Raw genomic sequence first — 15782 nt, 5'->3', positions numbered from 1 at the left:
TTGTTCTCAATAAGTTCTAACAGGCGATATTAAATATACTGCTGCAGATTGTTCCCCTGCTTCAATTAATATCGGTCTCATGGAACCGCCAAAACTTAAAGTAACTCTATCTTCTTTTATTGCTTTTAAAGTATCGACCATATATCGTCCGTCGAAAGATATATTTAATTGCTTTTCACCGTGAATAGCATCTATTTGTTGTGTCTCGGATATTTTACCAATCTGAGAAGCGTTAGAAGAGATTTGTATTGTGAATTCGTCGATGATTTCTAAGTTAACGTTGTTGTTTGCCCATTCACTAGCCAATAAACTTGACCGATCTACACCTTGTAAAATCTTTTTTCTATCTATATTAATAACCGTTTGGGATTCATTTGGAATTAGGCCGGATATATTAGGATATTTTCCTTCAATAAGTCTTGAATACAACGTAATTGTACCGAATTTAAAAATAATGTGACTCTCTGAAAGATATATGTATACTAAATTTGAATTACTGTTCATTAATTTTAGTAGTTCACTAATAGTGGAACTTGGTACAATGCAATTTAATTTCGCATGTGAAGAAATGGGTATTTCACGTAAAGCCAGTCTGTGCGAATCAGTAGCAGCACAAATTAATTTGTTATGATCAATAACGAAATGTACGCCAGTAAGAACTGGTCTAGATTCATTTTTAGCAGTCGCAAAGACAGTTTGTTTGAATACCTCAATCAGCTGTTCCGTTTCTACTTGTATTTCTGTATGTGCGTCTAAAAATGGTACATTAGGAAATTCATTTGCCGAGAGTCCATTTAAGTTTAAAGTAATTTCATCTGATTGAATTGTAATCAACTGCTCATTCATACTTTTTATTAAAATCTCACTTGGCATTTTCTTAATAATTTCAATGAAATACTTTGCTGGTACAACAATACTCCCTGCTTTTAAAATAGTTGTAATTTGTTCGTCTTCAATTGAAATAGGTATAAATTTTTCAATGAAAATATTCGAATTGCTTGCGATTAAAGTAATTCCAGATTGATCTGCTGTTATCTTTATTCCGGATAATATAGGAATTAAAGTTTTTGTTGAGATAGCTTTACTTACTTCTGAAAGAGCTTGTGTAAATTGTTTGTGATTAACGATAAACTCCATTTTTCCCCCGCCTTAAATGAAATACTATCTTTATGAAGATTGATGAATAATAGTTCCATTAAAAATATAAGGAACTGTTTCTTTTTTTTGTAAAAGGCTTTTTAAGTGTTCTGGTATACGTAAATAAGGTTCTGCTGAATCTAATTCCATCCAGGTAATCTCCTCAATCTCTTTTGGCCGTGATATACAGATTTCCCCTCCGATTATTTCTCCTAAAAAATTAAAGAAGATTGCATGATGTCCTCTCTCCTCAAAAAAGGCTTCACTAATGGAACAAACCCCTTTTACGGATATGTCTAGCCCTGTTTCTTCTTTCACTTCACGAATTGCTGCCTCTTCTAACGTTTCCCCGAATTTAACTGCTCCACCTGGTAAAGTGTAATAAGACCCATTTTTCCCTTTGTTTTTAACCATTAATAGATTTTCATGAGTTTCATCATATAGAAGTGCGTATGTAACATTTACTTTTTTCATATGTAACCCCCTTGAATGGTGAAAATTTTCTGTCTTTATTTTATTCTATCATTAAATTGTTTGGATTCATAAAAAGTAATTTGAGTAAATAACTAATACGAAACGATATCGTGTTCATAGACACACAAAAGAAAAGAGCATATTTTGAAAAAGGTTAATCATAATACACTCTTTAATGATTCATTTATAACCTTTTTTCTAAATAGTAATGATTATGCCCTTTAGGATGATCTTCACTTACCCCTATCACTTTATATCCATGCTTCTTATAAAAATTGGGGGCTTGGAAACTAAAAGTATTTAAGTTGATTAGCCTACATTCTTTTTTAATTGCAAATTCTTCAATGAGTTCCATTAATTTGTTGCCGTATCCTTCGTATCTATATTCTTCAGAAACCCATATAAAGTCGATATGTAAATGATGCCAGGATGTTATTGCTGTTATCCCTCCTACTATTTCTTCTTTTTCATTTTTCACTATAAAACTAATCTTTTCTGAAGGTGTTTTTTCTTCATTTGAAAGTTGTTTTTGGTTATATTCAATTACTTTTCTCTTATGTAATCACTATCTTCTTGTACCCATTGCTTTACTATTTTCATTTTAACTAGCACGCTCCTTTATGTTATTTATTCAATTTAATAATCGGAATTTCCTATCTTCTTTAATGTTAGTTATGTAGTAAGTACAGGGACAAAATTAGATTTTTTGAATGGCATCCATTGTTTATACATTATGCTGTAATGAAAAAGAGCCCTAGCATAAGGACTCTTTCTTAGCATTAAGCTATTTTTCGATTTAACGATTTGATTTCCTTCTCCTTTTCTGCATTCGGAGGGCGGATTACTATAGAGATAACGAAAGATATAACAGATAGAACACCGATTGTAATGAAGGTTGGTTGAAACCCTCCAAGTAGTGCTCCAATGAATGATCCTGCAAGTGCACCAAATCCGAAACCTTGGTAAACAATCCCGTAGTTTGTACTATGGTTTTTTAATCCGAAGAAATCTCCGACAATGGCTGGGAATATGGTGATATTACCACCAAAGCAAAAGGCGACACTTGCTACACAAGCAAAATAAATCCCGTAGTTTAGTGGAATAAAACTTAGAGTGAAGACGGACAATCCAATAATAATAAATGTAGCAGAGACGATTTTTAATCGGCCTATTTTATCTGATAACGTTCCAAGAATAATTCTACCTATTGTATTAAAGATTGCGATCATTGCGACGGCATTTGCGGCAGTCGCTGCACTAAGACCAACGAGCTGCACCCCGATGTCTTTTACCATACCGATTAAATACAGTCCGCCCATACATGATGTGAATAACATGAAAAATAAGAGATATACTTGTTTCGTTTTCATCATTTCACGCGGCGTATAATCATTGTGTAAGGTTTCAGTTGCAGTGTTACTTACAATTGCTTCACGTAAGAAGAATGATCCTATCAACACTAATAGTAAGACGATAATACCCCAATATAAAAATGCTTGTGATACTCCAAGACTGTTGATAAGATTTCCGTTTATATATCTAAAGATTAAGCTTCCCATTCCATATGCCGAAACAGATATACCAGAAATAAGTCCTTTACGGTTTGGAAACCATTTAATTAAATTAGATAGTGATGTAATATATGCTGTTCCATCAGCGTATCCAACGACAACACCGGCTAATAAATAAAGTAATGGTAATGAGGAAACTTGTGAACTAAGTATTAAACCGAGTCCTAAAACAATTCCTGCAGTAGCGATAAGTTTACGAAGTCCAAATTTTTGTTGTAGCTTTCCTGCAAATAGAGTTGAGAATGATAAAGAAAAACTCGTAATTGAGAACGTGATCGCGACTGAATTGAGGTTCCATCCAAACTTACTTACAAGGGGTTGATTAAATAAACTCCATGTGTAAATTGTTCCTAGGCCAATTTGAACAATGATTGTACCTAGAACAATTAGCAATGGATTTATAGATGTTTGTTTCATGCTAACTGTCCCCTTCTTTTATCATGACATGAATTTTCACAGTTAGTATATCCATGATAAATTGCAAGATACTGTACGGAAAATGGAAATTGAGTTAGCTTACACAAAAAGACACTTCATCAAGAAGTGTCTTTTTGTAGGTTATATACAGCATTTAAAGAAAGCTTTGTTAAGATAAGACATTTTCGAATGCTTATGTATATATGTTATCAAATAATTTGCTGAAAGTGATGAGACTTAAGACGTATTTTTCTTTCATAAATAAGTCGGAGAGAAAATTAATATTCAATTTCCTCAAAGTCTTTCGGCTGCGGTACAGTTTGCATATTAGCTGCATCTTTCGGATCGCTATAAATCGCGTTTTGTTCTGTGCTGACATCCTTTATATTTTGCTTTTTATTTTTATTCACTTCATTTTTCATTAAAGTTCACTCCTTTTTATTATAGGAGTAGTTATACCCTAACCATAGTATTTTTACTGCTACTAAATGTATCAGCGACTAAATTGCTAAATTCACGTAAATAATATAAATAATTATCCCCACCATAGTTGTATCTTTTATTGTACATTTTAGCAACGACGACATTATATTCTGGAATGACTAATATCGTTGGTCCTGTAATTCCTAATATTTGATAGGAACCTTTAGGAACTCGCTCACCAAGTTCGCTAAATAAAGCAGGTTCATTTTGAACGAACCAAAACAACCCGTTTTGAGGTAGTTCTTTATTTGTATACTCCGGACTTTGTAAGCTCGTAGCAAGTGCTATAACTTCTTTTGGCACAATTTGTTTACCATTTAAAAACCCTTTATTTAAATGCAGGTTCCCCCAGTAGGCAAATTCTCTCGCAGAGACAAAAAGATTTTTCTCGGAGCCGTCATCTACTGCACCAACACTACTTATTGCATCTTCATCTGGGTTTACAACAACCTTAACTAAATTATCATCTTGTTTTATTCTCCATCCAGTTTCTTTGAAATCAGCAGGTATGAATACACGCTCCTTTAATAGTTCAGGAAAACTCTTATTATACAGTTGATAAATAAGCTGCGTCACCATTCTTACATTAATATCTCTGTACGCCCAAGCTTGTCCCGGCTCAAATTCACGAAAAGCTGTCCCATCATCGGTTTCATTTAAACCGTGTGAATGAGTTACTAAATGTCTTATCGTTGTCTTTCCAAGTAATGAAGGATCATATTCTTTAAAATAATTTACAGCCTCGTCATCAAGAGATTTTATTTTCCCCTCATAAACTGCATAAGCTACCATTAATCCTAAATAGCTTTTTCTTGCGGAAGCGACATTGAATTGTGAAGATATAGTTACTTTTTTACTAGTAGGAGTATTTGAATGCGTTCCACTATAATGCTCTAGCACAATCTTATTATCTTTCATAATACAAAGTGCTGCCGTAGAACTTTGATTTGTCTCTTTAATGTTTTCTACCCATGAAATTAATTTTTCATATTTGTACAAATAAATATCCCCCTAAAACATATAAAAATAACAGCATGAAAGAAAAGTTTCAATACATTATAACTTTGCATCTGCACTTTTCTTTCATGTGAAATATTATTGATCTATAGTACTTAAATAATCCACCAGTTCCAGCAATTAGAACAGCTGAAACAACCAACACAGCCTACACAACCTACGCAACCGCCGCAACGTCCGCCGCCACAACCACCACAGCGACCACCACAACCGCCACCGCCACAACGTCCGCCGCCACCGCATCCGCCACAACGACGTGCATCGTCTTGAATGTAGTAATATGGATATTGATTTTGTTGCTGATCCCAATACACAACATTACCAGGTTGATAAGCATTAAGGTTTAACGCTTGTAGTTCTTGTTGAAAATCATTCATTATGAAACCCTCCATTTACAAATGTGAATTCCGTCCAAATTTTCAAGTTTATTTACTTTTAAAAATAAAGTAGAAATAAGGCTATAGACTAAATACGTACATCAACAAAATATGACTTTACACTAGGTGATGTACCTTGTTTATGAGCCTATTTTCTTTATATTCTTTTAGTGGACGGAATTAATATAAATAGAGACGATTAAAAGTTACTAATCCAGCAAGTTAATAGTTCATCACTTAATTTTCTTTCTAGTAATGCTTTTACTGAAGGTGTTGGCATTAGTGTATAGGAGTTTATATTTTCTTTATTAAAATCAATCCAGTGAAATGCTAAATGGGACTCTTTAGATATTGGAGTGAAATCGGGTTTTAACTCATTTGAATCTATTTCAAAAATGTGGTTAATTTCATGGTGGAGCATTTCTTTGGCTTGCCATTGATTTTCTATGACGCCTAAAAATTGTTTTATACTGCAAGTTACTCCAAGTTCTTCTCGCAACTCTCTTATTAGTGCATTCTCTGCTGATTCCCCAATTTCAACATGGCCACCGGGTAAAAAATAATGATGTCCTATGTATTCAGCAACTAGCAATTTTTCATCTTTAATCATAACAGCTCGTACAATGTGATGTAATTTACTGTTCAATTGATATTCCTCCTAATTATTTACTTTATACTTGATTAAAAAAGTCATTTGCCTTATTTAAAGTTAAACAAATAAACGATACACTTGTTCACCGTCATAATCATGTCCTAATGGCTGAAAACCGTAACGTTCATATAGTTTCTTTGCAGAGATATTATCTTTATGTACTGTTAATCTAATTTCTTTACACTCTTTAAATCTATTTTTTATTAAATTAATGATTTCTTGCAATGCTGCTTTGCCGTACCCTTTTCCTTGCTGCTTTTTATCAATGATAAATCCATTTATCCAATACATGTCTGTTGTCTCCTGTACAAAAGCTTGCATAATAAAACCAACTATAAGATCACGATCATATATAGCGAAGGGAATATATTTAACGTTTTCACCATCTGGTTTTATGTATACTTTAGCAAGTGATACTGCCACTGCCGGAACAAATTGCATTTGATTTTCTTTAACTTGTAACTTTAATGCATCTTCCCAATTTTCTCTCGTAACAATTTTTAATTGGACGTTCACTATTTTAAGCTCCTTTAAAAAGAGAATTTATCTTTTATATTCAACGGAGTGAAATGATTCCCTTTTTCGACATCAACTCATAACATGATTTTCATAAAATCCTGAATAAATTTTTCCTCATCTAATTGTAACGCTATACGCGCCCCTTCAGATTTAGAGTGTGGGCGAAAATCAGCAAAAGTTTGTCCCTTCGTTTCGCCACATATATCCACAGTCACTTTTCGGGATGTATAATTTAAAAATGTAGGATTCACTAAACCGCTTATAGCAAGTACATCGTGTAATAATGGCCCTTCAATAGATGGATTGAGCTTTTGGTATGCTGATAAATAATAATCGTACATTGGTTTCATGATCGATTTAAATGGATTTTTTGTATTAGCTAAAATATAAGTAAATATATTTGGTGTTAAAACTGTTTTATTTGTTACATTTAAAGGGAATAACGTTATGTTTTTCGCTTGCTGAAATACAATTTGACTTGCTATAGGATCTCCGTACACGTTTGCCTCTGCTAATGGAGTAACATTCCCTGCTTCTAAAAAGACACCACCCATAAAATAAATTCCTTTTACATTTAACATCAAGTCGTTCCATAAATTAAAAGCAATCGCTAACGAGGTAGATCTTCCTACATCAACAATTGTTAAATCTTCTCCATACTTTACAAGAATCGCAGCAATACTACCAAAATTGTATATCGGAATAGATAACACACTTTCCGGTACATGTATGGGTCCTAATCCTTCTGGCCCATGAATTTCAGGGTAATACGTTGTAATTTCATTTGTAAGTGGCTTTGTTGCACCGCTAATTACAGGAATATCTTGTCTGTTTGCTAACTGTAAAATATATGCGGCATTATGAGCGGCATGTATATGTTCAACATTTCCATATCCAGTTACGATACCAACAATTTCAATTTCAGGATGTAGTAATCCGTACATAATTGCAAATGAATCATCAATACCTGGGTCTCCGAAAAATAAAACTTTCTTCAAGAAACGTTCCCCTTTCATAGGTAAGATAATTATGTATATGTGAAAAAAATTTAAATCTATACAATTCTAAGCAAATATTAATGGTGAGTAGTGTGGCGATAAAAAAGAACTAGTATTATACTAGTTCTTACTCTGGTAATCATCTAACAGTATAATTAAATTCCGTACAAATGCTGGACTAGTGCATATTAATATAGATATTTTCCGTTATATCTATATTAAAAACCCCATATTAGTTCAATATTGTACAACTACTCGCAGAGGTGTCTTACCATACTTTTTCACTCTCAATTTGCTTATAATCATCTTTATTAAATGTTAAATGAGCAATCACAACTCCAAGTATAGTAATTATCCCTCCAATTATCGAAACGAAGGTTGGCACCTCACCTAACCATATCCAAGCAATAAAGCATGCAGTTACTGGTGTTAAATATAGAGAACTTGTTGCCTCAGATGCACCGGCATGGGATGTAATATATGCTAATGCAATATACGGAAGGACTGTCGGGAACACACCTAAATATATAACGCTCAAAGTAACCTCAATAGGAGCTGCTACGATTTCTTGATAAATCCCAGGTGAAAAAATAAGCATACATACAGTACCAGACCAAATTGTATATATTGTAAATGACAAGAAACCATACTTTTTTAAGTACGACTTTTGGAAAACGAAAAATAGGCTTTCTGAAAATGCCGCAAATAATATAAGGAATACCCCACTATTCAATTGAATGGAATCTCCTTGATTTAATGATAAAAAAGCAATTCCTGCTAAACTAATTACACCACCGATCCAACCATTTAATTTCATTTTTTCATTCAAAAAAACAGAAGCAAGAATTGCCGTTAATATAGGTGTTACAGATACAATTAAACTAGCAGGTCCAGCATTCACACTCTTCTCACCGTAGTTCAGTGCAGTATGATAAATAGTAAATCCTAGAGCGCCAAATATAAAAATTACTGGAATGTCTTTTAAGTCAGGTAAACGTAATTTGTATATTAACGAAAACAGAATAAGAATTAAAGAAGCAATCAGTAATCGTAGTAGTGTAAGGTGTTCAGGCGTGTAAGCTTCAAGCCCCATACGAATTCCCGGAAAAGCTGTCCCCCATATAAGAATCGTAAAAGCGTGAGCACATATAATACGAAAATCCCATTTTTTATTATGCATATTTTCTCTCCCTCTCCCATAAACCAGCCATTTTCCTATTACCAATTATTTCTTTTCATCATATTTAATAGTTGATACAATGTCTTCAACCAGTTATTCCTCGAAAAAACCAACCACTTTGCATTTTTAAAATGAATGAGGGAGTTTTTTTATATGTCTACGAATAAAAAATTGCCAAAATATCGACAAATAATAGACTATATGACAGAAAAAATTGAAAACGGAGAATGGCCAATTGGAAGTAAGATTCCTAGCCAACGACAGTTAGCAAAATTATTTCATGTAAATCGCAGTACTATAATAACTGCGCTAGAAGAACTTATGGCAGATGGTTTAATTCAAGGAAAAGTTGGAGCGGGAACAATTGTAATGAATAATACATGGTCATTATTAGCGACTAATCCCCCGCCTGATTGGAGTGAATATGTGAAAGCCGGTATTCATAAACCAAGCAAGGTAATGGTTCGAGAAATTAATGAAGCAGAAGCAAACAAAAAATTCATTCATCTTAGTAAAGGAGAACTTGCACCTCATCTTTTCCCGTTAGAAACCATGCAATTCATTATGGGAAACGTATGTGAGGAGCTAGATTATTTCGGATACGAGGAACAAAAAGGATATTTCCCTTTACGTGAAGCGATAAGTAATTATGTAAAATCATTCGGAATAAATACATCTCCAAGTTCTGTATTAATAGTCTCTGGTGCATTGCAGGCATTACAATTAATATCAATCGGTCTATTACATAGAGAGTCAACTGTTTTACTTGAACAACCTTCTTACTTATATTCACTTCATGTATTTCAGTCGGCTAATATTCACCTTTCTGGAATACATATGGATCAACACGGCATTGTTCCTAATGACTTATTAAGACGAATTAATTATAGTCAAAAGAAAAATATTTTATATTCGATTCCTTGTTTTCAAAATCCAACGGGTGTATTAATGTCCAAAGAGCGACGAGAAGAAATACTAAAAATTTGCGAAAAGGAACAATTGCCTATCATTGAAGATGATATTTATCGTGAGTTATGGATTGATGAACTACCTCCACCTCCATTAAAATCAATGGATAAACACGGACATGTATTATATATTGGTAGTCTCTCTAAAACGCTTAGTCCAGGACTTAGAATTGGTTGGATTATCGGACCAGAGCCAGTTATTGATAGATTATCAGACATAAAAATGCAAACAGACTATGGATCGAGTTCTTTATCTCAAAGAGTTGCTGCAGAATGGTTAAGTAAAGGTTTTTATGAAGAACACGTTGCGAACGTAAGGATCCACCTGAAAGAGCGAAGACGAATGATGGTACAAGCTTTAGACAAGTATTGTGCAGATATTGCTACATGGGATATTCCAAGTGGTGGATTTTTTATATGGCTAACAGTTGTACCTAACATTCCAATGAAAAAACTGTTTTCAGAGGCACTATCAATGGGAGTTCTTTTAAACCCAGGACGTATTTATGAAGAAGAATCGGATCAGTGCATACGCTTATCGTATGGATATGCTTCTCCTGAACAAATTGCTCAAGGTATTTATATATTAAGTAATTTGATTCGTAAGTTAATGGCATAATAAAAATCCTCTTTTATAAAAAGAGGATTTTTTTGTGTACCTTATTTACCACAATCTCATTTCCTGTCCTAATAAAATAAGTTCTTCGTAAGGATCTCCGTCAATTTTTAATACTTGTGCAAAAGCCGGTTCTGTTTTTATACCTTGTTCTTTTAATTGGATGATTTTTTTTCTAATATGGGGATGCTGCATTAATAGCATGTGCTCCACTATCATATGTTTATATGCATTTTGGTTACGCACTGGCTGCGGTTGACCAAATAATTCAAATTCAAAACCTTCAAATTGAAAAGTTGCCTTTATTGTTAAGATATTTCTAATGTTTTTCTTTTTCATTTCAAAACCCTCATATGAACCATACAAAGATCTAATTTCCTGTTCAAAAACATCATAATTATGTATTTCCATTACAATATCTAAGTCAGAGTGAAGGGTATCAATTCTAATAGGGATTGTCCCGCAAAGTACAGGACTATATAAAGCTAAATCCGCCATTATGTTTAGTTTATTCATAACTTCGTAAACTTTTTGTTGTTTATCGTTCCCAGATTGTAAGTATGTGATAGATGTAAACATTGAAGTCTCTCCTTCATTTAACGTAATACTCATCTCACTAAATTTGAAAAAAAATTTAATCATTTCATTTTGTTCTAGGAGTACCCTTATTTCAATATATTAAGGCGAACTAACTATATTTTTCAACTTTTCTCCTATACTGCAATACTATAAAAATAAAAAAGGAGGAACTTTTATGAGCATTTTCAACATTCTTTTAACCATACACATATTATTTGGAACCATATGTTTAATTACTGGTATTGTAGCGATGCTTGCTCAAAAAAAGAAAGGAAAACATACGGAATGGGGCGAAATATATCATGCATCCTATGTTGTAATAACTCTTACTGCAATTATATTGTCCATTATAAACTGGGATAAAATCGCATATTTATTTTATGTAGCAATTTTCTCTTATTCATTTGCGATTTATGGCTACCTTGCAAGAAAAAAGCGTTGGAAAAATTGGATTCGCCACCATATTAGAGGTATGTTAGGCTCCTATATCGGTGCTGTTACTGCACTTTTAGTAAACGTCGGAATTCATATTCCCATTATTAATTTACTGCCACCTATATGGTTTTGGTTTTTACCGACGTTAATCGGTATTCCTCTCGTAGTCAGTGTATCAAAAAAATATAAAAAACAGAGGAAAAATTAGTTACATTTTGATTACTTTCTAGTTGATTTTTATTCCATGTTTCCTATGATATAATGGGTTGTATTGTTTTTTACCATCTAAATTAAATATAGGAGGGTTTTAATGATACTATCACAAGATAAAAATATTAAACTAGCGATACATGGAATTACTTTATTATCTTTCTTGGCCTTTTTCCTCTTTGGTAATACACTTTTCTTTATACCGCTCATACTTTATTTCGTTTTCAAATCACAAAGTATAAAAGAAATGAATCTAGAATCAGCCCTTTTCCAATTTGGAGTATGGCTCGCTGTATTTCTTTGGAACTTCGTAGTAGTCCGTACGATCATGTTTTCCTTATTACACATTGACTTGAGTACGAATTCCTTATTTGTTATTTTTGGAACAATTCCACTATATATAATACTTTTAGCTGCTGTAATTTTAGGACCACTTAAAGGGATTTTATATGAATTACAAAATAAAGAGTTTCATTATCCTATTGTTTCACGATGGGTGCATAGAACTAAATAAAAAGAATCCAATAATTTTATTGGATTCTTTTTATTTTCTCTTTTGCATAGTTATTTAAACTTCGGCTCAATGTATTCAATGATATTACCATCATGAAAACAGCCGTATATCATTTCCTATTGGGTAATTCTTTTTATTTATGATTTTTTACATCCAATATTGAATGTAAACGATCCGGATAATTAGTAAACATCCCGTCGACGCCCCAAGAAAGTAACTTTTTCATATCTTTTTCAGTATCTACTGTAAATGGATGAACTTCTAATCCGTAATTCTTTATTTTTTTTACGTAGGCTGCATCAATATATTTGTAATTCATACCAAGACCTATGCAGTATGTTTTATACTTTTCTATTTCTGATTCTGTTAATTGAACTGATTTTTTATATGATAATAATTGTACTAGCGGTATATTGGTATTTAAATTATGAATCTTTCGCAGACTTTCTTCACTAAATGATTGAATAATAGCTTTATCATTTATTTGGTAGCGATTTATAATTTCTAATAGTTTTTCTTCCATTCCAGGATATTCATCTGGTGATTTTGTTTCGATATAATAGTTAGCATTATGTCCAAACGTTTCAATAATTTCTTCTAGTGTTGGAACTTTAGCATCTTCAAATTCTTTTTTTGCTAAATTTGGATGCTTTTTATTGAAAAAAGAACCTGTATTTAGTTTCTTTATTTCTTCTAATGTATGTTCTTTAACTAATCCCATACCGTTAGTTGTACGGTTTAATGTTTCATCATGCATAGCTATTAAATGTCCATCTTTTGTCATTTGAAGATCTATTTCTATGTAATCACCCTTTAATTGTCGCCCTAATTTATAAGCTGCTATTGTATGTTCTGGTGCATATGCAGAAGCACCTCTATGTGCAATGTTTTTTATATGATTTGATTGATTAGTAGCTTTTATATAATTATGTTCATTTACTTGTTGAAAAACAAAGATGCTTATTACTATGAAGAAACAAATGATTGTAATTAGAGATATTTTGTTCATAACAGTATGTTAACTCCTATATTTAAAACAATTTGACTTGATCATTTACTCAAATAAATGACGATTTTCAAAAACAGTCATTTGTCCTACAGCTTGAAAGCCGGATTTTTTATAAATATTTATTCCATCAGGTGAAGCTTGTAATACACAATACGTATTTTTTAGTTGTTTAGCTTCTTGCAGCAAGAAATTAAACATAGTAGAGCCGAATCCTTGCCCTCTCATTTCTTCTTTAGTCGCTATATCATAAATACCGACACTATCTTTCGTACATACTAAAGAGCCAACAGATACTACCTCACCTTTATAAAGACCTAAGTATAGTTGCATGTCATCGCTATTCCATAAATCTAAAGAAGAAATTTGATTATAGTAGGATTGAACATTAGAGCCTTCCGCTGATGTACCGAATAAAGCCGCTAACGTTTCGCCAAATTTTTGTATTTGTACCGGCGAAGTTGCTTTTTGTATTATAAAACCTGCTGGTATGTCTAATGTAGGATGAATTGTTTGTAAATCTGCAACCATTGCAATATTATTTTCCGCTTCTATTAATCTAAGTTTTAGTAACTCGTACTTAAGTGTATTCTCTCGCTTTGAATCCCAATACCAAACACTTATAGGAAACCCTTTTTGATTAAATTGTTCTATCTCCGCACATAATTCCTCGTTTCCTTCCGTTAAGTTACTGTTTAATAAAGTAATAATATTAAATGTATCTGTAGGTAAACCACAGTTAACTGCAATATAATTCTTCGTTTTCTTTACACTCATCCCTTGCACATAACGAGCAACATATGAAGTTTTGTATATAAAATTATCTATAAGTAACTTTTGATAATTCATCAATTATGCTCCTTAAAAAATAGTAATTAAATAATACCGATATTAAATATAACATATAAGAAATTTCACTTAATCAATGAAATCCCTCTTTTTAACCCCTTTATATCACACAATGTAGCATAATAAGAATTAAAAATGATATAATATTGTCGGAATGAAAAAAGTGGTATATAATAAACATTAACATTACTAGTAATTATTTTAGGTATTCCTAGAATAAAGGAGCGATACATATGAAAATTACTATTTATTTCGGAAGTCATGAAGATCAAGATGTTCGTACAATGGACTGTCATTTAGATGTAGAGGATACAGAAGAGATTGTATCTGTATCTTAATATAAATAATGGGATGAAACCTCTTCCCTGCAACGTTTAAGGCACCTTTTATAGGTGTCTTTTTTGTTGTTTTTTCGTCAAAAACCCTTTACTTTAGTGCGTTTTAATAGTAAAATATAAATATACGAACAAACGTTCTTTTTTATTTTAATCGTACATGAAGGGATGATTTTATCAATGGCTCCAGCGAAGCGCAGAGGAAGAAAAAAGCAAACACCTATTATTTCAAATACAGGCTTTATTGGCTCTGTCTTTATTGATACATTGGAGTTACAAAAGAAATCCTATTATTTCGCTCGTAAAAAACTTCAAATTGTTCATCACGTACTAGATGGTCTATCTGGAGCAACGAGTGCATTATTTAAAGAACATAATATATCCGCATACATGTCATGTGTGTATTTACATAAACAAAAGAAAATCGGCTTTGTTCTTTCAACAAAACCGTTTGAACAAAGTGATGGCGTTGCTTACTTTATAAATTATTTAATCGAAAAGAATTTTTACGGTAACGAAGAAGTAGAATATAAAGAAGTATTTAATACAGGTTTTATTGGTGTAGTATTCGCGGATTTATCTAGTATAGATCGCTTTAATTTTGAGTTTGAAATGGGTATGCTAACGAAATTAATGAAAGATATGATTATTCCGGTTAAAGAGCTCTTTTTGCGCCACAATGTACCGGCTTACATCTCCACTTCTCATTTAGAGGAGCAAAATAAATTAGGTCTCGTTCTATCTGTAAAGCCATATGATGAACGTGCAGAAGCAGATTTATACTTCGAAACATATTTAAAAGAGCGCGGATTATTTATTGGTGATGAAGAAGATGATATTGATAAAATAGTTATTAGAAAGACAGCTGAATTACGATAGTTTTCCAGTACAACTTACATTAATAAATTGTTCCGTATTTAATTTGAACTTAATACCTTCCTATTGGTAATAGGAAGGTATTAATAATTTATTAGTCCTTATGCTTTTCATACATCTCTATTTTTTTATTTAGTAAATCTTTACCCCAGACTTGCATTGCTTTTAATACAGGTATAAACTTTTTCCCCTGCTCTGTTAAAGAATATTCTACCTTTGGTGGAACAACTTTATAAACTTCTCTGTGTACTAGCTCGTCCTCTTCAAGCTCTCTTAATTGTCTAGTTAAGATTCCTTTTGAGATACCAGGTAACATCCTCAATAATTCATTAAACCTAATAATTTCATTTTTGCTTAAATGCCACAAAATCACGATTTTCCATCTTCCTGCAATTGCATTTTGGGTAACTGTTAATGGACAAATTTCTTGCTGTGTTTCTTTAGAAACCGATTCATCTTGATAACTAAAACGTGCCATAATAAAATCTCCTTTTTCGCTAAGTACTATTTTTATGACTATGTTATTAAATTGTGCCTACTTACATAAATCCTTCTTAAGAAATAGTATA

General features: G+C 32.4%; 18 protein-coding genes and 1 pseudogene. 4 read left to right on the top strand and 15 right to left on the bottom strand.

Annotation, left to right across the window (positions count from 1 at the left end):
• Nucleotides 1-6: 6 nt before the first annotated feature.
• The 11 genes and pseudogenes from dnaN to ACFVQC_RS20905 all read right to left on the bottom strand — a co-directional run bounded on the left by dnaN (nt 7) and on the right by ACFVQC_RS20905 (nt 8825).
• Nucleotides 7-1137, bottom strand: coding sequence for a DNA polymerase III subunit beta (gene dnaN, locus ACFVQC_RS20955; protein WP_377899139.1), 1131 nt, complete (start codon nt 1135-1137; stop codon nt 7-9).
• 30 nt (nt 1138-1167) lie between these two features.
• Entirely contained in the window at nt 1168-1611 is a 444-nt protein-coding gene (locus tag ACFVQC_RS20950) for an NUDIX hydrolase (RefSeq protein ID WP_377899138.1), read from the bottom strand.
• Nucleotides 1612-1795: 184 nt separating this feature from the next.
• Nucleotides 1796-2211 (bottom strand): annotated as a pseudogene (locus ACFVQC_RS20945) (GNAT family N-acetyltransferase).
• 179 nt (nt 2212-2390) lie between these two features.
• Nucleotides 2391-3599, bottom strand: coding sequence for an L-lactate MFS transporter (locus tag ACFVQC_RS20940; protein ID WP_377899137.1), 1209 nt, complete (start codon nt 3597-3599; stop codon nt 2391-2393).
• 278 nt (nt 3600-3877) lie between these two features.
• A complete protein-coding gene (locus ACFVQC_RS20935; RefSeq protein ID WP_377899136.1) occupies nt 3878-4021 on the bottom strand; it encodes a hypothetical protein in 144 nt (47 codons plus the stop codon).
• 31 nt (nt 4022-4052) lie between these two features.
• On the bottom strand, nt 4053-5081 hold the full coding sequence (locus tag ACFVQC_RS20930; RefSeq protein WP_377895333.1) for a serine hydrolase domain-containing protein: 1029 nt from the start codon (nt 5079-5081) through the stop codon (nt 4053-4055).
• Nucleotides 5082-5194: 113 nt separating this feature from the next.
• Nucleotides 5195-5476 carry a heterocycloanthracin/sonorensin family bacteriocin gene (locus tag ACFVQC_RS20925; RefSeq protein ID WP_377895336.1) on the bottom strand — a complete coding sequence of 94 codons (282 nt, stop codon included), beginning with the start codon at nt 5474-5476 and terminating at the stop codon, nt 5195-5197.
• 199 nt (nt 5477-5675) lie between these two features.
• The gene (locus ACFVQC_RS20920; protein WP_377899135.1) at nt 5676-6122 is read right to left on the bottom strand and encodes an NUDIX domain-containing protein; all 447 of its coding nucleotides are present in this window, start codon (nt 6120-6122) and stop codon (nt 5676-5678) included.
• A 63-nt stretch (nt 6123-6185) separates the two neighbouring features.
• Entirely contained in the window at nt 6186-6644 is a 459-nt protein-coding gene (locus ACFVQC_RS20915; RefSeq protein WP_377895341.1) for a GNAT family N-acetyltransferase, read from the bottom strand.
• Between the two features lie 77 nt (nt 6645-6721).
• A complete protein-coding gene (locus ACFVQC_RS20910; RefSeq protein ID WP_377899134.1) occupies nt 6722-7645 on the bottom strand; it encodes a nucleoside hydrolase in 924 nt (307 codons plus the stop codon).
• Between the two features lie 268 nt (nt 7646-7913).
• Nucleotides 7914-8825, bottom strand: a complete 912-nt coding sequence (locus tag ACFVQC_RS20905; RefSeq protein ID WP_377899133.1) for a DMT family transporter — start codon at nt 8823-8825, stop codon at nt 7914-7916.
• A gap of 153 nt (nt 8826-8978) precedes the next feature.
• Here ACFVQC_RS20905 and pdxR point away from each other — a divergent pair, with 153 nt between their 5' ends.
• Nucleotides 8979-10412, top strand: a complete 1434-nt coding sequence (pdxR, locus tag ACFVQC_RS20900; protein ID WP_377899132.1) for a MocR-like pyridoxine biosynthesis transcription factor PdxR — start codon at nt 8979-8981, stop codon at nt 10410-10412.
• A 45-nt stretch (nt 10413-10457) separates the two neighbouring features.
• Here pdxR and ACFVQC_RS20895 read toward each other — a convergent pair whose 3' ends face one another.
• The gene (locus tag ACFVQC_RS20895; RefSeq protein WP_377899131.1) at nt 10458-10988 is read right to left on the bottom strand and encodes a DUF4269 domain-containing protein; all 531 of its coding nucleotides are present in this window, start codon (nt 10986-10988) and stop codon (nt 10458-10460) included.
• 175 nt (nt 10989-11163) lie between these two features.
• Here ACFVQC_RS20895 and ACFVQC_RS20890 point away from each other — a divergent pair, with 175 nt between their 5' ends.
• Together ACFVQC_RS20890 and ACFVQC_RS20885 are read left to right on the top strand one after the other, a co-directional pair.
• On the top strand, nt 11164-11631 hold the full coding sequence (locus ACFVQC_RS20890; protein ID WP_377899130.1) for a DUF2306 domain-containing protein: 468 nt from the start codon (nt 11164-11166) through the stop codon (nt 11629-11631).
• Between the two features lie 102 nt (nt 11632-11733).
• Nucleotides 11734-12147, top strand: coding sequence for a magnetosome magnetite crystal formation protein family (locus ACFVQC_RS20885; RefSeq protein ID WP_377899129.1), 414 nt, complete (start codon nt 11734-11736; stop codon nt 12145-12147).
• A 133-nt stretch (nt 12148-12280) separates the two neighbouring features.
• Here ACFVQC_RS20885 and ACFVQC_RS20880 read toward each other — a convergent pair whose 3' ends face one another.
• Nucleotides 12281-13156: a glycerophosphodiester phosphodiesterase gene (locus ACFVQC_RS20880; RefSeq protein WP_377899128.1), complete on the bottom strand. Its 876-nt coding sequence runs from the start codon at nt 13154-13156 to the stop codon at nt 12281-12283.
• Between the two features lie 45 nt (nt 13157-13201).
• Entirely contained in the window at nt 13202-14002 is an 801-nt protein-coding gene (locus ACFVQC_RS20875) for a GNAT family N-acetyltransferase (RefSeq protein ID WP_377899127.1), read from the bottom strand.
• 515 nt (nt 14003-14517) lie between these two features.
• Between ACFVQC_RS20875 and ACFVQC_RS20870 the strand changes: the two genes are divergently transcribed.
• Nucleotides 14518-15216, top strand: coding sequence for a hypothetical protein (locus ACFVQC_RS20870; protein WP_377899126.1), 699 nt, complete (start codon nt 14518-14520; stop codon nt 15214-15216).
• A gap of 91 nt (nt 15217-15307) precedes the next feature.
• On the opposite strand, the gene ACFVQC_RS20865 is transcribed toward ACFVQC_RS20870, so the two are convergent.
• On the bottom strand, nt 15308-15691 hold the full coding sequence (locus ACFVQC_RS20865; protein ID WP_377895363.1) for a winged helix-turn-helix transcriptional regulator: 384 nt from the start codon (nt 15689-15691) through the stop codon (nt 15308-15310).
• Between the last annotated feature and the right edge of the window lie 91 nt (nt 15692-15782).

It is taken from the genome of Bacillus sp. NPDC057893, assembly GCF_042796455.1.
GTDB lineage: Bacteria > Bacillota > Bacilli > Bacillales > Bacillaceae_G > Bacillus_A.
The sequence above is the reverse complement of the archived record's forward strand: the minus strand, read 5'-3'. Positions and strand labels throughout refer to the sequence as shown.